The organism is Kitasatospora sp. NPDC001527 (assembly GCF_040298605.1).
In the GTDB taxonomy this organism is placed as follows: domain Bacteria; phylum Actinomycetota; class Actinomycetes; order Streptomycetales; family Streptomycetaceae; genus Kitasatospora.
On the sequence record NZ_JBEPAM010000012.1, the window covers coordinates 49,574 to 70,324 of the forward strand.

Annotated in this window: 19 protein-coding genes; 11 read left to right on the plus strand and 8 right to left on the minus strand. The window is 72.8% G+C overall.

The window, feature by feature from the left end; all coding sequences use genetic code 11:
* Positions 1 to 45 precede the first annotated feature (45 nt).
* The 4 genes from ABT238_RS15150 to ABT238_RS15165 all read left to right on the plus strand — a co-directional run bounded on the left by ABT238_RS15150 (position 46) and on the right by ABT238_RS15165 (position 3,516).
* Positions 46 to 405: a GNAT family N-acetyltransferase gene (locus ABT238_RS15150; RefSeq protein ID WP_350757792.1), complete on the plus strand. Its 360-nt coding sequence runs from the start codon at positions 46 to 48 to the stop codon at positions 403 to 405.
* Positions 402 to 881, plus strand: a complete 480-nt coding sequence (locus ABT238_RS15155) for an OsmC family protein (RefSeq protein WP_350568461.1) — start codon at positions 402 to 404, stop codon at positions 879 to 881. Before ABT238_RS15150 ends, ABT238_RS15155 begins: the two co-directional genes overlap by 4 nt.
* The gene (locus tag ABT238_RS15160) at positions 874 to 1,842 is read left to right on the plus strand and encodes a pirin family protein (protein WP_350568460.1); all 969 of its coding nucleotides are present in this window, start codon (positions 874 to 876) and stop codon (positions 1,840 to 1,842) included. Before ABT238_RS15155 ends, ABT238_RS15160 begins: the two co-directional genes overlap by 8 nt.
* A 723-nt stretch (positions 1,843 to 2,565) precedes the next feature.
* Positions 2,566 to 3,516 carry a ribosome-inactivating family protein gene (locus ABT238_RS15165; protein WP_350757797.1) on the plus strand — a complete coding sequence of 317 codons (951 nt, stop codon included), beginning with the start codon at positions 2,566 to 2,568 and terminating at the stop codon, positions 3,514 to 3,516.
* 247 nt (positions 3,517 to 3,763) lie between these two features.
* On the opposite strand, the gene ABT238_RS15170 is transcribed toward ABT238_RS15165, so the two are convergent.
* Positions 3,764 to 6,544, minus strand: a complete 2,781-nt coding sequence (locus ABT238_RS15170; RefSeq protein WP_350757801.1) for a helix-turn-helix transcriptional regulator — start codon at positions 6,542 to 6,544, stop codon at positions 3,764 to 3,766.
* 224 nt (positions 6,545 to 6,768) lie between these two features.
* Between ABT238_RS15170 and ABT238_RS15175 the strand changes: the two genes are divergently transcribed.
* From ABT238_RS15175 to ABT238_RS15185, 3 genes are all read left to right on the plus strand, one after another.
* Positions 6,769 to 7,455 carry an alpha/beta fold hydrolase gene (locus tag ABT238_RS15175; RefSeq protein WP_350568455.1) on the plus strand — a complete coding sequence of 229 codons (687 nt, stop codon included), beginning with the start codon at positions 6,769 to 6,771 and terminating at the stop codon, positions 7,453 to 7,455.
* A 42-nt stretch (positions 7,456 to 7,497) separates the two neighbouring features.
* Complete coding sequence (locus ABT238_RS15180; protein ID WP_350568454.1) at positions 7,498 to 8,343, plus strand: alpha/beta fold hydrolase; 846 nt, start codon at positions 7,498 to 7,500, stop codon at positions 8,341 to 8,343.
* Positions 8,344 to 8,719: 376 nt separating this feature from the next.
* Positions 8,720 to 9,406 carry an alpha/beta fold hydrolase gene (locus tag ABT238_RS15185; RefSeq protein WP_350568452.1) on the plus strand — a complete coding sequence of 229 codons (687 nt, stop codon included), beginning with the start codon at positions 8,720 to 8,722 and terminating at the stop codon, positions 9,404 to 9,406.
* Positions 9,407 to 9,455: 49 nt separating this feature from the next.
* Here the strand turns inward: ABT238_RS15185 and ABT238_RS15190 are convergent, their stop codons facing one another.
* Complete coding sequence (locus ABT238_RS15190) at positions 9,456 to 10,721, minus strand: FAD-dependent monooxygenase (protein WP_350568449.1); 1,266 nt, start codon at positions 10,719 to 10,721, stop codon at positions 9,456 to 9,458.
* A 204-nt stretch (positions 10,722 to 10,925) separates the two neighbouring features.
* Between ABT238_RS15190 and ABT238_RS15195 the strand changes: the two genes are divergently transcribed.
* Positions 10,926 to 11,861, plus strand: coding sequence for a LysR family transcriptional regulator (locus ABT238_RS15195; protein WP_350757806.1), 936 nt, complete (start codon positions 10,926 to 10,928; stop codon positions 11,859 to 11,861).
* Here ABT238_RS15195 and ABT238_RS15200 read toward each other — a convergent pair.
* Complete coding sequence (locus ABT238_RS15200) at positions 11,834 to 12,799, minus strand: AraC family transcriptional regulator (RefSeq protein WP_350757810.1); 966 nt, start codon at positions 12,797 to 12,799, stop codon at positions 11,834 to 11,836. The two genes, ABT238_RS15195 and ABT238_RS15200, sit on opposite strands and share 28 nt — an antisense overlap.
* Positions 12,800 to 12,958: 159 nt before the next feature.
* Here ABT238_RS15200 and ABT238_RS15205 point away from each other — a divergent pair, with 159 nt between their 5' ends.
* The 3 genes from ABT238_RS15205 to ABT238_RS15215 all read left to right on the plus strand — a co-directional run bounded on the left by ABT238_RS15205 (position 12,959) and on the right by ABT238_RS15215 (position 15,466).
* On the plus strand, positions 12,959 to 13,093 hold the full coding sequence (locus ABT238_RS15205) for a hypothetical protein (protein ID WP_350568441.1): 135 nt from the start codon (positions 12,959 to 12,961) through the stop codon (positions 13,091 to 13,093).
* Positions 13,094 to 13,188: 95 nt separating this feature from the next.
* Positions 13,189 to 14,454, plus strand: a complete 1,266-nt coding sequence (locus ABT238_RS15210; RefSeq protein WP_350568439.1) for a YcaO-like family protein — start codon at positions 13,189 to 13,191, stop codon at positions 14,452 to 14,454.
* On the plus strand, positions 14,447 to 15,466 hold the full coding sequence (locus ABT238_RS15215) for a GNAT family N-acetyltransferase (protein WP_350568436.1): 1,020 nt from the start codon (positions 14,447 to 14,449) through the stop codon (positions 15,464 to 15,466). Before ABT238_RS15210 ends, ABT238_RS15215 begins: the two co-directional genes overlap by 8 nt.
* 104 nt (positions 15,467 to 15,570) lie before the next feature.
* Here ABT238_RS15215 and ABT238_RS15220 read toward each other — a convergent pair whose 3' ends face one another.
* From ABT238_RS15220 to fxlM, 5 genes are all read right to left on the minus strand, one after another.
* Complete coding sequence (locus ABT238_RS15220; protein ID WP_350568434.1) at positions 15,571 to 16,473, minus strand: MBL fold metallo-hydrolase; 903 nt, start codon at positions 16,471 to 16,473, stop codon at positions 15,571 to 15,573.
* A 35-nt stretch (positions 16,474 to 16,508) separates the two neighbouring features.
* Positions 16,509 to 17,351 (minus strand): alpha/beta fold hydrolase, encoded by an 843-nt coding sequence (locus ABT238_RS15225; RefSeq protein ID WP_350568432.1) that lies wholly within the window; start codon positions 17,349 to 17,351, stop codon positions 16,509 to 16,511.
* A gap of 122 nt (positions 17,352 to 17,473) precedes the next feature.
* Positions 17,474 to 17,908: an NUDIX hydrolase gene (locus ABT238_RS15230; RefSeq protein WP_350568429.1), complete on the minus strand. Its 435-nt coding sequence runs from the start codon at positions 17,906 to 17,908 to the stop codon at positions 17,474 to 17,476.
* Between the two features lie 85 nt (positions 17,909 to 17,993).
* Positions 17,994 to 19,148 carry a hypothetical protein gene (locus ABT238_RS15235; RefSeq protein ID WP_350568427.1) on the minus strand — a complete coding sequence of 385 codons (1,155 nt, stop codon included), beginning with the start codon at positions 19,146 to 19,148 and terminating at the stop codon, positions 17,994 to 17,996.
* Between the two features lie 5 nt (positions 19,149 to 19,153).
* Entirely contained in the window at positions 19,154 to 20,740 is a 1,587-nt protein-coding gene (fxlM, locus tag ABT238_RS15240) for a methyltransferase, FxLD system (RefSeq protein ID WP_350757815.1), read from the minus strand.
* Positions 20,741 to 20,751: the final 11 nt, after the last annotated feature.

Genomic DNA, 20,751 nt, shown 5'->3' on the forward strand with positions numbered 1-20,751 from the left:
GCCCCACCGCCCGGTTCGCGCCGGGCGGTCTTGATCGCTCATTAGTTGAATGCTAAATTACTTCCGACGCCAGGGCCCGACCCCCAGGAGGACGAAATGAGCACGATCGCCGTCGCCGACAACCCCGAGAAGTCCCGTTACGAGATCACCTCGGACGGGGAGCTCGCCGGCTTCGCTGAGTATCACCGCTACGAGGACGAGATCGCCTTCATCCACACCGAGATCGACCCGCGATTCGGCGGCCAGGGCCTCGGCGGAATCCTCGCCCGCGCCGCGCTCGACGACGCCCGCGCCAACGAGCTGGCCGTGCTCCCGTACTGCCCGTTCATCCGGGGCTGGCTCACCAAGCACCCCGAGTACCACGACCTCGTCCCGGCCGCCAAGCGCGAGCGGTTCGGCCTGTGACCGCCGAAGCGACCGGCGCGGTCCCGGCCGCCGGGCCGGAGTTCGTCCGCGCGGCGGGCGCCGTCGCCACCAGCACCGCCGACGACTACCGCGTCGACATCCGCTCCGGCCGCCACCAGCTGGCCGCCGACGAGCCCGAGTCGGCCGGCGGCGCCGACACCGCCACCACCCCGGTCGGCCTGCTGCTCTCCGCGCTCGGCTCCTGCACCGCGATCACCCTGCGGATGTACGCCCAGCGCAAGCAGTGGCCGCTGACCACCGTGCGCGTCCACCTCGGCTACGAGAAGGGCCCGGAGAAGGCCGTCCGCATCACCCGGCGGATCGACCTGATCGGCGACCTCGACGACGCCCAGCGCGCCCGCCTGCTCGACATCGCCGACCGGACCCCGGTCACCCGGGCCGTCTCCGCCGGCACCCCCATCGTCCCGGCCGCCCCGCGCGCCTCGACCTCCGGAAACGGGGCCCACCATGGCTGAATCCGACCTCGTCACCGCCGCTCCGACCGTGCGCGGCGGCCGCGCCGACACCCCGGGCGGCGCCGTCCACGAACTCCTCGCCCCGCGCGAGACCGCCCTCGGCGGCAGCACCGTCGTCCGCCGTCTCCTCCCGAACCTCGGCCGGCGGATGGTGGGCGCGTGGTGCTTCGTGGACCATTACGGTCCGGACGACATCGCGGACGAGCCGGGCATGCAGGTGCCCCCGCACCCGCACATGGGTCTCCAGACGGTCAGCTGGCTGCACGCCGGTGAGGTGCTGCACCGCGACAGCCTGGGCAGCCTGCGGACGGTGCGCCCGCGCGAGCTGGGCCTGATGACCTCCGGCCGGGCGATCTCCCACAGCGAGGAGTCCCCCCGCCCGCACGCCCGCTTCCTGCACGGCGCCCAGCTCTGGGTCGCCCTCCCGGACGCCCACCGCCACCGCGAGCCCGCCTTCGAGCACCACGCCGAGCTACCCACCGTCACCGCCCCGGGCCTGCACGCCACCGTCATCCTCGGCACCCTCGACGGCGCCACCTCCCCGGGCACCACCCACACCCCCCTCGTCGGCGCCGACCTCACCCTCACCGCCGGCACCGGCCTGCGCCTGCCCCTCGACCCCGACTTCGAGTACGCCGTCCTCACCATGTCCGGCACCACCGACGTCGACGGCGTCCGCCTCGGCCCCGGCTCCATGCTCTACCTCGGCACCGGCCGCCGCGAACTCCCCCTCCACGCCCCCACCGACGCCGCCTTCCTCCTCCTCGGCGGCGAACCCTTCGCCGAGAAACTCGTCATGTGGTGGAACTTCATCGGCCGATCCGGTGACGAGATCGTACAGGCACGAAACGACTGGGAGAAGGGAATTCGCTTCGGTGAAGTGCACGGCTACGACGGGGCCCGGCTGCGGGCGCCGGAGCTCCCCGACATCCCACTGAAGGCGCGTGGACGAGTGCGCTGACCTGCGGAGACGCGGCGCATATGACGTTCGCTGCTCTACTGCTGGTCGGCTACTTCAGGCGGCTGGGGCCGTTGGCGCAAGGTACCGGTCCGCCGATTCCCGATTCGAGGAGCGCGCGGAAATCGGGGCTGCCCTGATTCTCAGGTGTCACTGTGTGCCGCAGGGTTTGATCAGCTTAATGCTGACTCTTTGCTGACTTTTCTGATGGTGAGTCAGTCCCCTCGGTGGGGCGCCGCCGCGTTCCCGGCTCGCGCATGTCGCGGTCCCTGAGGCTGGCAGAGGCGCGGTGCCGCTGGCCGTGCCCGGCCTCGCTGGCGGGGAGATCGGAGAACGGCCGTTCCTCTCACCGCGTATGGACTCCACACGCCTCCTTCAGTGCTTCCCGAAGCTCGGGGTGACTCTCCGCGCCGCCCTGCGTGACGCGCACGACTGGACAAAGGCGCCCGGAGCCAGCCGAACTACGTCAAATGACGGAAGCGACTGCCTGCGGAGCGTTCCTATGGTGTGGCTGGCGCACCGTCATGTTCTTGGCGTAGGCGGGAGGACCTGAAATCGGCGGCCGCATCGGACCCGGAACCGGAACCGTCCACGACGCCTCCGTCGGCGAGGACGATGCTGCCGCAGTGTTCCCGCTCACTCATCGGAACCACGCAGCGCCCAGGGGACGGGAACCGGCCGCTGGCCGGTTCCCGTCCCCTCGCCCATCCTCGAAAGGGAACCGAGATGCTCACGGAAGTCTCCGATTCGTCCACCACCCGCCCGCTGCACCGCCGCGTCCTCGTGTTCGCGGCGCTTCTCATCGCACTCGCGACCTCTCTCCTGGCACCGGGTCCAGCCCGGGCCGACGTGAACGACCACGACATCGGTCACGTCTGGCTGAACCTGGGCTCGCCGGGCTCCTCCGCCCAGAACAACTACGCCGCCTTCGTCAACAGCCTGCGGCAGGCCGCCGGGCACGAGTACCGCAACGGCGTCTGGCAGACCCAGTCGCAGCCGACCAGTCGGCTGATCCGCATCGACCTCACCTCGCCGGACGGCCGCACGGTGTGGCTCTGGGTCACGCCGCACGACCTGTACCTGCGGGGCTTCACCAGCCAGGCCAACGGGACGACCTATTTCTTCAACGACTTCACGGACTTCCCCAACCTCTTCCAGGCCCTGAGCGGCCACCCGCTGCTGCCCCCGAACCACAGCCTCAGCCAGCTGTCCTTCGGCTCCAACTACAACGCCATGCGGCAGGCCGCGGGCCGCGGCCGTGAGTCGATGCCGATCGGGTGGAACGACCTCACGGCCTCGATCGACAACCTCGCGAGCACGGGCTACCCGTACGGCGCCGCCCAGCAGAACGTCGCCAGGTCGCTGATGTTCATGATCCAGTTCACTTCCGAGGCCGCGCGGTTCTGGGACGTCTACGGCGTCACCCGGGACATCCAGGGCGGCAACCGGCCGGTGTACCAGGGCCTCCCCGAGCGGCAGCAGTACCTGGAGAACTCCTGGGACCAGATCTCCCGGTACGCCTACGACGTCAGCAACAACCCCAACACGCCGCCGGTCAACGTCACCGGGGTCGGCATGTTCTACTCCTTCGGCGACGTGCAGCGCTGGATGGCGATGCTGATCGGTGTCACCAGCCAGGTCAGCTCCACCGGCGACTGGAACCACGCCGAGCTCTGACCCGCTGGTCCGGGCTTGGGCGCGTGGGTCCCGCCGGCAGCCGGGTTCGAAGGTGGAAACCGCCGGATGCCCTGACCGTCCCCGCGAGCCCGGTGGCCCGGCCTCGTGGGGACGGCCGCTCCTTGAGTCCGAACGGCCGACGCACTCCGTCCTCCGACGACCCTCCGACGGTGGTGGCCCGGCTCCAGCACCAGCTGGCGCTCCTGCGTCGAAGAGCGGTTGATCGGGAGCATCCGTCCGTCGGCGGTCAGCGAGGCGGGCGTTCCACTCCCTCCAGCGCGTCGCGGAGGGAGGCCCGGCTGGTGATGCCGAGTTTGGGGAAGGCCTGGTAGAGGTGGGTGGAAACGGTGCGGGGGGAGAGGTAGAGCCTGGCGCCGATCTGTTTGTTGGACAGTCCGAGGGCGGCGAGGCTGGCGATCTCCCACTGCTGCGGCGTTAGCGGGCCGCGGTCGCCGGCGCCGCGGGCCGGGGCGCCGCAGGCGCGCAGTTCCGCGCCGGCGCGCTCGGCCCAGGGGGCGGCGCCGAGCCAGCCGAAGGCCTCCCTCGCGGCAGCCAGGTGGTGCCGGGCCTGCGCGGGGGCCTTGGCCCGGCGCAGGCGTTCGCCGTAGTAGAGGCGGATCCGGGCCTGCTCGAACGGCCAGCGCTCGGATCCGCCGACCGCCAGCGCTTCCCGGTACCGCGCCACGGCCTCGTCGTCGTCCGGGGCGGCGAGACCGGCTGCGGCGAGCACGACCATCCTCAGCCGCGGCGAGACCGTGTCCAGGCCTGCGGCCTGTGCGGCGGCCACGTGGTTCAGCGCCCGGTCGCGTCGTCCGGTGCGCACCGCGGCCTCGGCGGCGTCGAGGAAGACCCACAGGGCCTGTCCGACGAAGGGCGCCAGTGTTCCCGGTGCGGAGATGACGCTCAGGTGCCGGTTCGCCTGCTCGAACTCGCCCTGCGCCAGGGCGATCGTCGCCCGGACCTGCGCGGCGTACCGGCGTACTGCTTCGGCCCGCCGGGAGCCGGCCCACTGGTCCATCCGGTCGGCGCAGGCGCGGGCGGCGTCGAAGTCGCCGCAGGCCGCGGACACGCAGCCAAGGGTGAACGTCGCCGTCCAGGATCGCAGCGGACAGTCGAACTCCTCGCAGAGGTCCAGCGCCTCACGGCAGAGGCGCCGCGCCTCTGACCACCGTCCGGAGAACCAGGCGTGGCTGCTCAGCAGGGACAGGGCCTGGATCGCCGGGAGGATGTTCTCGCCCCGGCCGCCCCCGGCTGCCATGCGCCGCAGCGACTCCTCGACCAGGCCCAGGCGGTCGCCGTAGGCGCAGGCGGTGCCCACCTTCAGGATCCGGACCGGGTCCCGCTCGGTGGTCAGTGCCGCGGCCGCGGCGTCGAGCCGCGCCCAGTCCGACGGCCGGGCCCTTGCCGGGTCCCCGAAGACGGTCCGCATGAGGTGGAGGGTGTCCGGCACGGGGTCGAGTCCGTCCGCCAGAACGTCGAAGTCCGCCCACAACTCGGCACGCCCGCCGTAGACGCAGACCATGAGCAGCGCTGCCAGCGCCTCCGGCAGGGCCGCGTCCGGGCTGCGGGCCGACCGTCGCTGCTCGATGGCCCCGCCGAGCAGCCGGAAGGCCGTGTCGACATCACCGTAGCTGTTGAGCAGGAACACCGAGGCCGCCATCGCCTGGGGGAGGGAGTCGGCGTCGGGGTCCGCCTCACGGGCGTCCTCCAGCAGACGGGGGACCTCGCGCAGGCCTCCCGTCAGGCTGGCGCCCACGTACGCCGCGCCGGCCAGCAGACGGGCGCGCTCCGCCCCGGTCGGGCTCAGCCCGGCGGCGCGGACCAGGGCCTCCACCGCGTTCGGCCCGTCGCCGCGGCGGGCGCTGACCTCGGCGACCTCCTCCAGGAGGGCCGCGATCTCCGCATCGGGGCCGATCGAGGCCTGCGCCAGGTGCCAGACCCGTTGCTCGGGCACACCGGTCCACGCCTCGGCCAGCGCGCGGTGCACGCCGCGCCGCTGGTCACTGGAGGCCAGGTCGACCACGGCCGAGCGGATCAGCGAGTGTCGGAAGCTCAACCGGCCGGTGGCGTCGTCGATGTGGACCAGCCGCACGCGCTCGGCCGGCGCCAGGTGCTTCAGACCGCACCGGCCGGCCACGGCGCGTCGCACCACCTGGAGGTTGCCGCTGCCCTCCAGCGCCGCGACGAGCAACAGGTGCCGGGTCGGGGCCGGCAGGGTCCTGACCCGGGCGGCGAAGGCCGCCTGCAGCCTCTGGGTCAGCGGGATGCTCCGCGGGAGCGGCGCGGCCGCGGTGCGCTGAGGGTCGGTCAGGGCCGCGGGGAGTTCCAGCAGGGCCAGGGGATTGCCCTCGGCGTCGGCGATCAGCCGACGGCGGACGCGGGCGGCCAGCGCCGGGAACCGGCGGGTCAGCAGCGCCTCGGAGTCGGCCGGGCTCAGCGGGCCCAGTTCGTGGACCGGTAGTCCGCCGTGGTCGAAGAAGCCCTCCTCCCCGGCTCTGGCGGCGCACACCAACCCCGCGCCGCTCCCCGGGAGTCGGCGTGCGACCCGCTCCAGGACCGCGGCGCTGGAACGGTCCAGCCACTGCACGTCGTCGAGGACCAGCAGGACCGGCCGGTGGTCGGACATGCTCTTGAGGAGCAGGACCACGGCCTCGGCGACCGCGTCAGGGCCGGGGACGATCCCCGGCTCGATGCCCAGAACCGTGGCCAGGGCAGGAGCCCCGGTCGCGGCGCGACGCAGCTCGTGCGTGGCCGTCAGCAGCTGTGACAGGGCCGAGTAGCTCGTTCGGGCGCGGTACTGGACGCCGGTGGCGCGCAGGACCTGGATCCCCTGGGCCGTCGCCCTGCCGGCGACGGCGCCCAGCAGCGCCGTCTTGCCCACCCCGGGCTCGCCCAACAGCACCACGGACCCGCCCGATTCCGGGACGGCGGCGATGAACTCGTCGAACCGGGCCAGGTCCGGTGACCGGCCGACCAGCGACCCGGGCGGGTCGTCCGGTGTCGTGTCCGGGGCCGATTCGTCCCTCATGCCGTGCCTCCACCTCGGGCGTTCCGGATGCCTCCATTGAAGCCGCGGGGAATGTCCGCGAGCCAGGGCGGAAGCAGGTGCGGACGGGCGGTGTCGGTCCTCCGGTCCGCCTCGGCCGGCCCGCCGGCGCCCCTACGTCATTTGACGGGAGCGGCCGCTCCGCCGGCGCCCCTACCGTCGCCTGCGGGGCCGGGCACCCGGTTCCACAGGCGGCTGGAGGAACGATGGATCAGGCACGCGGCAGTGTCGTACTCGTCCACGGAGGCTTCGTGGACGGCTCCGGGTGGCAGGGCGTCTACGACGTGCTGAAGGACGACGGCTACGACGTGGCCGTCGTCCAGAACCCCACCTTCTCCCTGGAGGGCGACGCGGACGTCACCCGCCACGTGATCGAGGGGATGCCCGGTCCGGTCACCCTGGTCGGACACTCCTACGGTGGCGCGGTGATCACCGAGGCGGGCACCCACGAGAAGGTCAGGGCGCTGGCCTACATCGCCGCGTTCGCCCCTGACCAGGGAGAGTCGGTCGCCACCCTGATCGCCGACCCGCCGCCGGGGGCACCGGTGCCGCCCATCCTGCCGCCGGTCGAGGGTTTCCTCCTCCTGGACCGGGACGCGTTCCCCGAAGCCTTCGCCGGTGACCTGCCGCAGGCCCGGGCCCGGTTCATGGCCGACTCCCAGGTCCCCTGGGGCCTGGAGGCCCTCAACGGCGCGGTGTCCCGGCCCGCCTGGCGCTTCAAGCCGTCCTGGTACCTCGTCGCCGCCGACGACCGGATGATCCCGCCGCCCGCCCAGCGCGCGATGGCCGAGCGGATCGGTGCCACCACCGTCGAGGTACCCGGCAGCCACTCGGTGTACCTCTCGCAGGCCGCCGCCACCGCAGATCTGATCAAGCGGGCCGCGCGCGGCTGACGCCGGCCCGGTGGTCCCCCGCCCCCACCCAGGAGGAGTCCCATGAGTACGGAAATCACCCGCCGGACGGTACTGGCCGCGGGAGCGGCGCTGGCAGGGTCGGCCGCCCTGTCGACGGGCGCCGGAGAGGCAGCCGCCGCCGAGACCGACAGCGCCGGAGAGCGGAGGCCGGGAGCGCGGCCCACCATCGTCCTGGTCCACGGCGGCTACGCCGACTCGTCGTGCTGGAACGCCACCATCGGCGAGTTGCAACGCAGGGGCTACCCCACGGTCTGCGGATCCAACCCGCTTCGCGGCATTCCGACCGACGCGCCCTACATCGCCGGCCTGCTGGACAGCATCGCCGGACCGGTCGTGCTGGTCGCCCACTCCATGGGCGGAACGGTCATCACCAACGCCGCCGCCGGGAAGGCGAACGTCAAGGCCCTGGTGTACGTCGCCGCGTTCGTGCCCGACGTGGGTGAGACGCAGGGCGAACTCATCGGGAAGTTCCCGGGGAGCGAGGTCCTCCCGGTGAGCGTACCGGTGCCGTACACCAAGGCCGACGGCACGAGGGGGACCGAGTTCTACCTGGGCAAGGACGGTCAGGCGGCCTTCGCCGCGGACCTCTCCAAGGCCGACTTCCGGATCCTCCAGGCCACCCAACGGCCGTTCGACGCCGACTCGTTCACCTACCCGACGACGGCCGCGGCCTGGCGGACGATCCCGGTCTGGGGCCTGGTCGCCGGCCGGGACAAGGCGATCCCGCCGGCGTGTGAGCGCTGGATGTACGCCCGCGCCAACGCCCGCAAGGTCGTCGAAGCGCCGACCTCCTCGCACGTCGTGATGCTCAGCCACCCCGGCGTTGTGGCCGACCTCATCCACGACGCCGCCAGGTCGGTCGGCTGACACGGCCACGGCCCGGGTCCGTCCCCTCATCGGCGGCCCCGGGCCTCCGGGGGTCCGTTCGGCCCACCGTCCCGGGGGCGTTCCCGAGAGCCGCTCGGCAAGTGCGCGCGCCGGCCTGCGGTCGACCTTGCCGTTCTTCCCCCGTGAGGGGCTGCGCGAAATGACGGTGGAGCGCTGACGGCGGCGTAGCCCGCCAGGTGGACGAGGCCGGGCAGTCCTCATGCCCACACCCCGGCAGCTGCGGGGAACAGCGCGCTCGCCCCCGGAACGGCCGCGTCGGCCGACTCGGCGGGCGCGGCCCACTGCGATGAGTCATAGTGTCGATACGCAGTGAAGTCATGCCGTCATGGCTTGATGTCCACGAAGGAGGAAGATCATGGCCGGCAGGGCCAGCATCGTTTTCGCCCACGGACTCTGGGCCGACGGGTCGTGCTTCAACAAGCTCATCCCCGCGCTCCAGGCCGAGGGCCACCAGGTGTCCGCTTCGCAGCACGGACTCGACTCCCTCGAGGGCGACGTCGCATGCGTGACCCGCTCCATCGATCACGTCCCCGGTCCGGTCGTGCTCGTCGGCCACTCCTACGGCGGCACCCTGATCACCAAGGCCGGCACCCACGACCGGGTGGGTGCCCTGGTCTACATCGCCGCGCTCGCCCCCAGCGAGGAGGAGACCTCGCAGGACCAGCAGGACAAGTTCGCCCGCACACCCGTCTTCGATCACATCGACGTCGCCGACGGCCGCATCTGGCTGCTGGAGTCGGGCATCGGCGACTTCTGCGGCGATCTGCCGGAAGCCGAGCAGAAGCTCGTCCTCGCGACGGGTGCCGTGCCGGTCCCCGACCTGTTCGACCAGCAGGTCCCCGGCACCGCTTGGCGCACGAAGCCGAGTTGGTACATCGTCGCGAACAACGACCGCACCGTGAACCCGGAGCTGGAGCGGGCCGCCGCCGAGCGCATGGGCGCCAAGACCTACGCCGTCGACAGCAGCCACGTGCCGATGCTCTCGCACCCCGACTTCGTCCTCGACGTCATCCGCGACGCCGCGAAGACCCTTGAGGCGTAGCGCCCTCGCCGAAGCGGTGTGAGGTTCCCGCGCCGCGAGTGCCGCTCTCTCACCCACGGTTTCGTTCCCGGGCGGCGGCGACGGCGGGGACCGTCCAGGACGGGTGGGTGTTGACCTCGGTCACGGTGGCTCCGGCCAGCCGCTTGTAGCGGGTCGCGATCCTCTCGGCCTCCCCGGCGGGCAGCGCCCCGCTGTTCTCCTCGGCCAGCGCGATGGTCTTCTCCGGTCCCAGGTCCCGGTTGGCCAGCACGATCGCGTTGACAGTCGGCCGGCGCATCCGGTCGTAGCGGCGGAGCGCGGCCTCGGCGTCGTCGTCCCGGGCGAGGCACCAGGCCAGCACCCGGCTGTCGACGACGGACTGCGAGCCGCCGTTCATGCCCATGGGGAACATCGGGTGTGCGGCGTCGCCGAGGAGGGTGACCCGCCCGAAGCTCCAGCGCGGCAGCGGGTCGCGGTCGGTCATCGGGTACTCGAAGACCGCCGAGGAGCGTTCGGCGAGCGCGGCGAGGTCGATCCACGGCAGGTTCCACGACGCCAGCCCGGCGCGGGCCTCGTCCGCGCCGACGCGGCGGCCGGGGCCGCCGGGAGGCGGGGCGGCCGGCCCGTGCCGGACCTCCAGCACCCAGTTCACCAGGGCGTCGGCGCCCGCGGTCGCGGGGTCCTCGATGGGGTAGGCGACGAACTTCGCGCCGGGGGTTCCTCCGGCCACCACGATCGACCGGCCGTCGAGGACGTGCGGGTGCGGTGCGACTCCACGCCACATGTGGACGCCGTTCCCGCGTGGGGAGCTCTCGTGCGGGTACAGGCGCCTGCGGACCACGGAGTCGATGCCGTCCGCGCCGACCAGCACCTCGGCGTCGTCGGCCACGGGCAGACCGCTCGACCGGTCCAGGAAGTGGGCGCGCACGCCGTCCGCGCTCTGCTCGAAGCGCTGGAACAGCAGGCCGGTACGGACCGAGTCCGGTCCCAGCCGCTCGCGCACCGCCGCCAGCAGCAGCAACTGCAGCCGGCCGCGGTGCACGGAGTACTGCGGCCACCGGTACCCGGCCGCGCGGCCCAGCGGTTCCTCCCAGACGGTCCGGCCCGCCCGGTCGCGGTAGCTGAGCCGGTGCGCGGGCAGGGCGACGGAGGCCAGTTCGCCCCCCAGGCCGAGTTCGGAGAGTTCCCGCACGGCGTGCGGCAGCAGGTTGATGCCGACGCCGACCGCCTCGACCTTCCGCGCCGCCTCGTACACCCGTGGCGCGAAGCCGGCGGCGTGCAGGCTCAGGGCGCAGGTCAGCCCGGCGATGCCGCCGCCGACGACGGTCACTCTCATCTGTCTGTCCTCGCCCTTTCGTCGGGCCGCGGGTCCGGCTGGCACCCTGTCACCAGGCTCGGCGCCCCGGCCGCGCGCGTCCAATACGCAGTGGTGATGGCAGCCGTCACGATCGCTGATCGCACAAGGCGCGTACCGGCGCCCGGAAAGTCGGATGCGGTCGCAATATGATTTCTCAGCTGGGCAGTTGGTAGTTTGTCGGCCATGGAGCTCCGTACCCTTGAGTACTTCGTCGCGGTAGCGGAGGAGCGGTCGTTCACGAAGGCGGCGGCCCGCTGCCATGTCGTGCAGCCCGCGATCAGCCAGCAGATCCAGGCCCTGGAGAGGGAACTGGGGGAGCCCCTGTTCGAACGGCTGCCCCGGCAGGTGGTCCTCACGTCCGGCGGCGCCGCCCTGCTGCCGCACGCCCGCGCCTGCCTGGCGGCGGCCGCGTCGGCCGTCCTGGAGTTCGCGGACCGGTCCGGTCTGCTCGGCGGCTCGTTCGCGCTGGGGACCGTCGGCGGCCTGGAAGGGACCGTCGTTCCCCGGCTGCTGGGGGAGTACCACCGCCGGTATCCGCGGGTCGCGGTGAGCCTCGCCGGGGCGTCCAGCCCCTCGCTGCTGACGAAGGTTCGCGACGGGGAGATCGACGCGGCTGTGGTCGCGGGGCCACCGGACGGCGAACCCGCCGCCGTCGCCTCGCGCGTGCTGCTGGAGGACCGGATCGTCGCGGTCCTCCCGGCCGGAAGCCGGTCCGCGAACCGTCCGATGACCCTCGACGAGGCGGTCCGGAGTCCGGTCATCAGCTACGGTCCCGACAGCGGGGTGCACGCGTTCATCCGCCGGGCCTTCGCCGCGCAGGGGCTTCGGCTGGACATCGCCTACGCGACGAACGACGTCGCCCTCCAACTCGCCCTGGTCGCCGAGCGGATCGGTGTCGCCCTGACCTCCCGCGCGAGTCCGGCCCTCGCGGCCGACCGGCGTTTCACCGTCGTGCCGCTGGAGCCCGCCATCCGCCTGCGGAAGGTGTTCGTCTGGCGGGCGGGCACCCGGCCGGGTGCGCCGCTGCGGGCCTTCCTCGACCTGTGGACGGAGCTGTCCGACCGCCCGTCACGCGACGGCGGTCCGGCGGTTCACGCGGAGCGGACCGTCTCCCGGTAGCGGCGGGGGGACAGGCCGGTGGTGCGTTTGAACGCATTGCTGAAGGCGCTCTCGGAGCCGTATCCGAGAGAGGTGGCGATGGCCGCCAGCGGTGTGTCCGCGCGGCGCAGTGCGTGCTCGGCCCGGTGCATCCGCCAGCGGCGCAGGTAGGCCAGCGGTGGGACACCCGCCACGTCCTTGAAGCGCTTGGCGAAGCTGGTGCGGGACATCGCCGCGGCCCGGGCCAGTTCGGCGAGGGTCCAGGGGCGGGCGGGGTCACTGTGCATCAGGCGCAGGGCGGGCGCGATGCGCTCGTCGGCGAGGGCGCGCATCCGGCCCGGCGGGCAGGGGCCGGCGTCCGCATCGCTGAGGAAGGCGCGCAGGACCTGGAGAAGGAGCAAGGGGGCGAAGTGGCCGGCGGCGAAGGACGCGCCGGGGCGGTCGGAGGACAGCTCGCGCAAGGTCTGTTCCATGAGCCAGCAGGCGGTGGCGGCGTCGGCCGTTGCGGCGCCGACGTGCAGCACGGGTGGAAGCGCGCCGAGCAGCAGGTCCTTCGCGGCCGTGTCGAGTTCCAGCTCGCCGCCGATGGTGACGGTGTCCCGGCCGCTCTCCCCGGCGTGGAGGAAGGGCGCGGTCGAGGCCCTGAGCAGGGGAAGCGCGTCAATCGCGGGCACCGCCGGGTCGCTCGCGAGAGCATACGCGCGGTCGCCGGCCAGGACGGCCAGTTCGCCGGCTTCGAGACGGACGGGTTGACCGGCGCCCTGCACCGTCAGCCAGACGGCGCCCCGCAGCACGGCCTGGATCCTGAGTCGGCCCGGCGCCGGGAAGGCCAGGGACCAGGTGCCGGCGGCCGTGAGGCCGCGCGACAGGGCGCAGCGGACGTCGGTGAGTTCGAGGGTCTCGCTGACGGGATCGCCCGGGGCGGCGCCGAAAGCGGGTGCGGACGGTGGTGCATCCATGTGCGGGACTCTCGCGCAAGTTGCGCGGACGGGCAAGCATTCACACGACGCTGTCGACTGGTCACGATGAGTGGCGGGTCGTGTGCGCACCGGACGCCGTGCGGCCCGTGCCCGGCCGCCGCCCGGTGGCCGGCCGACGAGTTCCAGGAGGTAGTTCCCATGGGCGGATTCCAGGACCGCGACAAGTTCCACCCGGACGAGGTGGTCCTCTCGGCGGCCGAGCGGCGCGTCATCGCCGAGCTCCTGACGGACGGTGGCCAGGCCGAGCCGGGCGAGTCCACCGACGAGGGCTGACGCAGCCTCGAGCCAGCAGGCCCAGGGGTGCCGGTCCGCGACCGGCCGTAGGCCGGCCGTCGCGGACCGCGCCCCGCTCAGCAGACGGGATGCCCGTGACCACCACCACCCACACCGCGCCTCCCCAGTGCGGGGAACGCGGCCTCACCCCGCAACAGGCGTTCACGAGGGCCGCGTCCGCGATCGCCGCCCTGGGGCTGGAGGCCGATCTGGCGCCGGTCCTCGACGGCAGCCCCGGGACGTGGCGATGCGTCCTGCGGCGCGGCGGCGAACCGCTGCGCACCGGGCTCGGGCTGGGCAAGGGCAGCCGGGCCGAGGCCCGTGCCGGGGCGCTGTTCGAGGCTCTGGAACACCAGCTCAGCGGGGTGGACGGACTCGCCGCCTCCGAGATTCGGTTGGCCTCCGCCCACCGCGTCGCCGGCGGCCCGCTCGGGCGGGACGTCGCCGCCGCACTGCTCGCCCAGGGGCCGGACCGGCCGCTGGGGTGCCTGCCCTACCGCTCGGTCGACGGCGGCCCGGACATCGACGTCCCGCTCTTCCTCTCCATGCCCGAGTACCTGCGACCGGCGGGGGAGGACCTGCGCCGCCAGGCCGGCGACACCTACGACTACCGGTCGGTGGGCCGCTACTCGGTCAACAACGGCTGGGCCGCCGGCGCCGATCCGGTCGAGGCCGCGGTGCACGCGATCAACGAACTGATCGAGCGGGACGCGCTGTCCATGCTGCTGATCGGCAGCTTCCTGCGCCAGCCCGCGCGCCGGCTCGTCGTGGTCGAGCCGGAGACGCTGCCCCCGGGCCCGGCCGCGCTCCTCGGTTTCGCCACCGCCCGCACCGGCCGCCCGGTGCACCTGATCGACATGACCACCGACCTGGGGGTGCCCGCGTACACGGCCTACCAGAGCGCACCCCCGGGGCAGCCCGCGCGGATCTGCGGCTGGGGGGCGTCGCTGTCCCGCGAGTACGCGATCTCCCGCGCGGTGAGCGAACTCGTCCAGCTGCACAGCACCGTGGGTCTGCGCGAGCAGTACGCGCACTTCCTTCCCGAGCAGCGCGACGACACCGGACCCTATCCGGCGCTGCACGCCTGCTACCTGTCCGACTTCACCGCTGCCCTGGCCACCGCCGAGGTCCGGCCGTTCGAGCCAACGGCGGTGCCCGACACCCCGGCAGGACACCTCGACCAGCTTCTCGCGTTGCTGGCGGACCACGGCTTCTCCGTCTACCAGCGCAATCACCACGTCACACCGGACCTCGCCGTGGTCAACGTGCTGGTGCCCGGCCTGGAGCGGTTCATGCTGGTCACCGACGGGCAGGTCGTGGTGCCCGGCGAGCGCGGACTCGCGGCGGCCCGCGGTGAGTGAGCTGCTCTGGCGCCCGCTCGCCGAGGGTGACGCCGCGCGGGTGGCCGGGCTGCTGGCGGCCTGCGAGCAGGCCGACCGCACCGACGACCGGCGCGACGCGCGGGACCTGCTCGACGACTGGGCGGCTCCGGGCATCGACCTGGCCGCCGGCACCGCGTCGGCCTGGGCCGGACCGGAGCCGGTGGCGTACGCGGTCACCCGGACGCGTGAACACGCGGACCCCGTCCACGAGATGACCCTGGACCTCGCGGTGCACCCCGCCCACCGGATGGCCGCCACCATGACGGACCTGCTCTCCCGGTGCCACCGCGCCGCGGTTCGCCGACACCGGGAGAGCTTCGGAAGCACCCCGCTGGAACTCCACGTCCGGACGCACGGCCACCGGCGCTGGCTCGCCGAGGCGCTCGACACCGCGGGCTACCGGCGGGTGCGGACCTACCGGGGCATGCGGCTCGACCTGGCGGAGCACGGGCCGGCGGCCGGGCCGGTGCGGCCGCCGGGGACCGTGCTGGTGCCGTTCGAGGACCACTACGACGCGCTGCTGCTGGCGGCCCGCAACGAGATCTTCGCCCACAACCCGGGCAGCGTCCCGATGACGCCCGAGGCATGGCGCCATTCCGTGACCGGAAGCCCGTACTTCCGTCCCGAGTCCTCCTTCCTGCTGCTCTCCGCCGACGGCCGGGAACTCCTCTGCTACCTGCTGTCCACCGAACTTGCCGAAGCGGGGCGGGAACGCGAGCTGTACCTCGCCAACGCCGGGACCCGCCCCGACCTGCACGGGCGGGGCCTGTACCGGGCCGTGTTCACCCACACGCTCGCCCGGGCGAAGGAGCGCGGCTACCGGTGGGCCGTCATGGACGTCGACTCCACCAACGCCATGGCGACCGGCGGCTTCTACGAACGCCTCGGCGCCCGCACCTTCCGCACCTGGACCGGACACGCGCTGGACCTCACCGGCGGCACCGACCGCGGGGGTGCCGCCTTCCGGCCCGACACCGGTCCGCCGCCCTGACCGGGCCGCGGGCCGGGCCCGGTGCCGGAGGTGAAGGCCTCATCCGTCGCAGGAGTCCCACCGGCGTTGCGATCGCCACCGTGCACCGCCCCCGTCGGGTGGGCCTACTGCCGCCAGGCCGCGACGAGGTTCTGGACCGGGTCGCCGCCCTCGCGGGCGAGGTGGAGGGCGCGGGCGCCGACCCACAGGACGGTGGGGCCGAGGTGGTCGGGGTACTGGCGGAGCATCGCGTGGAAGTAGGCGGTCGGGGTGTCGTGGGCGGCGAGGGTGGCCTCGGCGGTGTCGAGGTAGCGGCGGGTCTCGGCGATGAGGCGCTGGGCGTCGTCGTCGAGGTGCTTGTTCTGGTGGCTCGCGACGATGTGGCGCGGTCGTAGTGCGGCGACGGTGTCGATGGCCTTGCGCCAGGGGGCGAGGTCGCCGTCGGGGGACTCGGCGAGGTACATGTGCACGCCGTTGTAGAGGACGTCGCCGGCCACCACCAGGTCGAGGTCCGGTACGTGCAGGACGGCGCTGTCGGCGCTGTCCGCGTGGCCCACCTCGATGAGGTGGAGGTCGTGTCCTTCGAGGGTGAGGCGGTTGCCGGGCGCGGTGACGGCGGTGACGGGGGCGGGCGGGATCCGGCCGGGCCAGATCGCGTCCCAGAGCACCTCGCGGGCGTGGACGTTGGTGTGCATCTGGGGGATGGCGCCGGTGGTGGTGACCACCTGGGCGCCGAAGCGTTCGGCGAGCAGGCCGGCGGTGAACCAGTGGTCGCCGTGTCCGTGGGTGGCGACGATGTGGGTGAGGTGCTTCCCGCTCGCCTCGACCCAGTCGCCGACGTCCTGGGCCTGCTCGCGGGTCAGCGGCGGGTCGACGAGCACGGCGTCGTGCCGGCCGTGGACGAGGGTGACCGCGAGGGGCTGGAAGGCACGGGGCCGTCCGTCGGGCAGCGGCCCGGGGCCGTGCATCGGCAGCGGGTCGGCGACGTACACGTCGTAGCCGAGGTCGGTGGCGGTGGTGGAGGACATGGCTTCTCCCGTCAACGAGGGCGATGGGGCGGGGTTCACGTGCGGTCGAGGAAGTGGGTGACGTCGGTGGCGAACTCCTCGTGGTGCTGGAAGAGGAAGCCGTGTGCCGCGTCCGGGTAGATCCTGATCCGGGCATCCGGGAAGAGTCCGGCCAGCAGGTGGGAGTAGCGCGGGAGGATCATCGGGTCGCTGTCGCCGTTGGCGACGAACACGGGCGCCTGGATGGCGGTGACCCGCTCCAGGAGCGCGAGGCCCGGGGTGCCCCACGCGGTGACGGCGTCGTACTGGGCCTGGCGGGTCTGCCAGGTGGTGGGCGTGTCCAGCTCGGCCCGGGAGAACATCCGCCCCAAGGCCTTCTCGCCGGCGGACCGGCTCTCGGGCGATCGGGTGTAGAAGACGTCGAGCACTTTCGCGGGATCGATCTCGGGGGTGCCGACGGCATCGATGACCCAGGGCGCCCAGCCGTGCATGCCGGGCGCGCCCTGGGGCGCGGCCGAGGCGAGCACGAGGCGCCGGACCGCTGAGGGTCGGATCAGCGCGATCTCCTGGGCCACGAAGGAGCCCAGGGAGAAGCCGAGGAGGTCGACCCGGGTCAGCTCCAGGGCGTCGAGGAAGGCGAGGGCGTCCACGGCCATCTGCGCGACGGTGCCCGGCGTGGTGCCGGTGCTGCCACCGACGCCGGCGTTGTCGAAGGCGATGACGCGCCGGCCCCGGGCCAGGGCGTCGACCAGCGCCGGGTCCCAGTTGTCGAGGTTGCCCCGGAAGCGCATGAGCAGGACCAACGGCACCCCGCCCTCGCTGACCTCGCGGTAGGCGTACCGGATGCCGTTGGCGGCGGACAGCGTCGTGACAGGGGCGTGTGCGTAGGACTGGGTCATAAGGGTGTCCGGCTGCGACAAATCCCCTACGAGCTACCTCGCGGGCCTCCACCCTCGCGGCGCGATGATCTGGATCAAGGACCTCACCAGCGCCATCCATTGATCACAACCAAATACGCGCCCTAGTCGGACAGGCGTCCGAGCAAGGCGCCGTGGCCGGATTGGAGGATGTGTGCGGCCTCCAGCGGGATCCAGAAGCACTCGAAGCGGGTGGGCTCCTGCTCGCCGTCGTGGTCCTCCCGGCTCGTCCACCGCTCCGGGGTGGGCTCGGTGAGCTCCAGGTGGAAGATGTGGCGGTGCTGGATCTCGAACCGGTACGGGCTGATGTCGTACTCGGTCTCGCCGAGCTTGCGCACGATCGTGAAGTCCGTGAGCCCGGTCTCCTCCCGGGCCTCCCGTAGGGCGGCGGCCTCCGGGGTCTCGCCCGGCCGGATGCTGCCGGCCGGGACCTGGATGCCGACCTCCTCGTAGGTGTAGTCGGTGTGCCGGAACACCAGCAGCCGCCCGTCGCGCACGATGTAGACGAGCACCTTCTCTTTGGTGACCTTCTCGGGCATCGGAAAACCTTAGGGAGTAGTGGGCGGTGACACGAGTACTACGTGCGGTGCCCGGCTGGTCAAGCGGGCTGATCAGCAGGTGAAGTCAGGGATGTGCCTCGGGTGCCGGGACCGGCCGGCTGTGGTGGCGATCAAGCGGATCACTGTCGGGCGACCTGGAGTCGAAGGGGGATCTTTCGATCGCTTCCCGGGCTAGATCCAGACCGGTCTCAAGCCGGTCCTTTATGGGCCTGGGGAGGATGGCGGAGCCCAGGCCGCAGGTGGCGAGGATTCGATTGAGTGTGGTGGCCCGGTCGGGGGCGAGACGGTTGACGAGGCCCTCGTGGGCGAGGAGGTCGCGCAGTGCGTAGCCGTCGCCGGATTCACTCGTTCGGCTGGTCAGCTGATTGAGTAGATGCTGGGCTGCCGGTGAGTCGGGGCCTGTGGCATCGAGTGCGGTCAGGGCGAGGCGGGTGGAGAACACGGCCAGGCCCTGGTCCGGTTCGTAGGTGAGGCATTGAGCTACGGCGACTTCGGCGGCTTCCTGGTTTCCGGGGCGGCACAGCGCGGTGAGTACCGAGGTGACGGCGTCTTCCCAGGGCGCGCCCGGTTCGGTGCCGTCCAGGAGCGCGAGGGCGCCGGGCAGGTTGCCGGTGGTAGCGGCGGCGAGGACGGCGGTCTGGCGGCCGTCAAGGATGCGCCGGCCGATGCCCTGGTGCTCTTCGATGTGGCGCAGGGCGTCTGTCCAGCGGCCGGCGGAGGTGAGGGCGCGGGTGCCGTCGGCGATGACGACGCGCCACAGCCACGTGCGGACCTCGCCGCGCTGCTGGTCGGTCTCGGTGAGGCGTGCGGGGACGGTGATGCCGTCGAGGACGGTGCCGGTGGCGGTGATGACGGCGCTGTAGAGGTCGAGGAGGAGCTGGTGGCCGCGCTGGTGGCGGCCGGCGCGGATGTGGAGGCGCGCGAGGTTGACGATCGGCTCCAGGCCGCGGATGGCGCTCATCGCGGGGAGCGGTCCACGGGCGAGGTAGAGGGCGGCGTGGCGGTGGCAGAGTTCGCGGGCGTAGTCGGGCAGGTCGAGGTCGGAGGCGAGGAGGGCGGCCTGGTTGAAGGCGGTGGATGCGAGGCCCGGGTCGGCCTGCCGGGAGGCCGTGTCGGCCAGCTCGCAGAGCCGGCCGACACGGGCGTTCAGGGGCAGGCACGCGGGCCGGTGGCGTGCGACCAGCGGGAAGCGCCGGGCGACGGGACCGGTCGGGTGCACGGGGGCTACTCCCAGGTGACGGTGATCGGGTGGTGCGGGCGGGCCAGGACGAAGCGGCCGGCGGTCGGGTCCGCGGGGGCGGGGGAGTCGGGGAGTTCGATACGCGGGGTGCGGTCGCGGAAGCCGGCGTTCCAGGTGCGGATCTGCCCGGTGACGAGGTCGGCCAGGGTGGCGCCCGCCGGGCCGTGCCCGATCACGCCGGTCTCGTAGGTCTTGCGGCCGTCGGCGGCGGGCGTGCCCGGGCGCAGGGTGAGGTAGGCGAGGGAGCCGGCGTCCACGGTGGCCATGGCGCCCCAGCCGAACATCGGGTTCACGCCGCGTTCGCGGGCGTTGCCGGTGACGCTCATCCGCATGATCGAGTTCGGGAGGGTGAGGGCCAGCCACAGGTCCTGGTACTCGTAGGTGGTGCCGGCCGGGATCGTCACGCCGGTCCACGTCTCGTGGCGCTCGCTGTCGAGGACGCCGGCCAGGAGTTCGGCGTCGACGGCGGCGTGCTGGTCCTTGTGGACCTGGAGGGTGACGTCGCCCTCGCGGGTGAGGGTGACGGTGCGGCGGGCGTCGTCCATGCTGCCGCGCAGCGGCATGAAGACGGCGAGCCGGTCGTCGACCGACACCCAGCCGCCCTCGCCGCGCTCGAAGGCGATGGTCCGGGAGGCGGTGCCACGCAGGCGCATCGGGAGGACGATCCGGCCGGTGGGTTTGACCTGCTGGAGCCAGGCCGTGGGCATCTCGCTGGTGCTCACCGTGGCGATCACGCGGTCGTACGGGCCGCCGTCCGGGTGCCCGAGCGCGCCGTCGCGGAGGACGACGTCGACGTTGGTGATGCCGGCCTCGGCCAGGTGCTTGCGGGCGCCGTCGACGAGGTCTTCGTCGACGTCCACGGTCACCACGTGCCCGCCGGGTCCGACGATGTGGCCCAGGTAGGCGGCGTTGACGCCGGTTCCGGCCCCGGCTTCGAAGACCTTCTCACCGGGCCGCGCGCCGAGCTGTTCGAGCATCAGGGCGACGATCGCGGGCTGGGACGCGGCGCTGATCCGGGTGCCGGAGCCGTCGGCCTTGGTGTAGGTGGGGTTGTCCGCGTAGGCGGCGTCCAGCGGGAAGCCGGGCAGAAACGACTCGCGGGGCACCGCGCGGAAGGCGGCCTCGACCGCCCCGGTGCGGATGGCTCCTTGGTCGAGCAGACGGGTGGCGAGCCCGCTGCGGAGTTGTTCGGCCGATCCGGCTTCGTTGCTGAGAGTAGTCATGTCGGTGACCCTAGTGGTTGTGCGGATGGTGGAATCCGAGGGCTTGGAGCCCGCGGTGGAGTGGAAGACGGCGTCCAACGCCCGGGCGGCCAAAGCGGATTGGTGTTCGACCGGCAGGCTGGCGCGGTTGGCGTGGAAGACGATGTGGTGGGTGAGGACAGCGCGCAGGCCGCGGGTGAGAACGCCGTCGCGGGCGAGGCGGGCGAGGTCCTGGCCGGTCTGCTGGAAGGCGTGGACCCAGGTGGCGTGGTGGGCGAGCGGGGCGGTCTCGCGGGTGAGTGCCCAGGTGTCGAGGCGCATCAGGTGCTGCATGGAGGCGGTCAGGGCGGTAGCCCGCTCGGAGGTCACGGGCGCGGGGG

Coding starts and splice junctions, on each gene's coding strand:
- ABT238_RS15160 (WP_350568460.1), top strand. CDS start 874: ATGGCTGAATCCGACCTCGTCACCGCCGCTCCGACCGTGCGCGGCGGC.
- ABT238_RS15165 (WP_350757797.1), top strand. CDS start 2,566: ATGCTCACGGAAGTCTCCGATTCGTCCACCACCCGCCCGCTGCACCGC.
- ABT238_RS15170 (WP_350757801.1), bottom strand. CDS start 6,544: ATGAGGGACGAATCGGCCCCGGACACGACACCGGACGACCCGCCCGGG.
- ABT238_RS15175 (WP_350568455.1), top strand. CDS start 6,769: ATGGATCAGGCACGCGGCAGTGTCGTACTCGTCCACGGAGGCTTCGTG.
- ABT238_RS15180 (WP_350568454.1), top strand. CDS start 7,498: ATGAGTACGGAAATCACCCGCCGGACGGTACTGGCCGCGGGAGCGGCG.
- ABT238_RS15185 (WP_350568452.1), top strand. CDS start 8,720: ATGGCCGGCAGGGCCAGCATCGTTTTCGCCCACGGACTCTGGGCCGAC.
- ABT238_RS15190 (WP_350568449.1), bottom strand. CDS start 10,721: ATGAGAGTGACCGTCGTCGGCGGCGGCATCGCCGGGCTGACCTGCGCC.
- ABT238_RS15195 (WP_350757806.1), top strand. CDS start 10,926: ATGGAGCTCCGTACCCTTGAGTACTTCGTCGCGGTAGCGGAGGAGCGG.
- ABT238_RS15200 (WP_350757810.1), bottom strand. CDS start 12,799: ATGGATGCACCACCGTCCGCACCCGCTTTCGGCGCCGCCCCGGGCGAT.
- ABT238_RS15205 (WP_350568441.1), top strand. CDS start 12,959: ATGGGCGGATTCCAGGACCGCGACAAGTTCCACCCGGACGAGGTGGTC.
- ABT238_RS15220 (WP_350568434.1), bottom strand. CDS start 16,473: ATGTCCTCCACCACCGCCACCGACCTCGGCTACGACGTGTACGTCGCC.
- ABT238_RS15225 (WP_350568432.1), bottom strand. CDS start 17,351: ATGACCCAGTCCTACGCACACGCCCCTGTCACGACGCTGTCCGCCGCC.
- ABT238_RS15230 (WP_350568429.1), bottom strand. CDS start 17,908: ATGCCCGAGAAGGTCACCAAAGAGAAGGTGCTCGTCTACATCGTGCGC.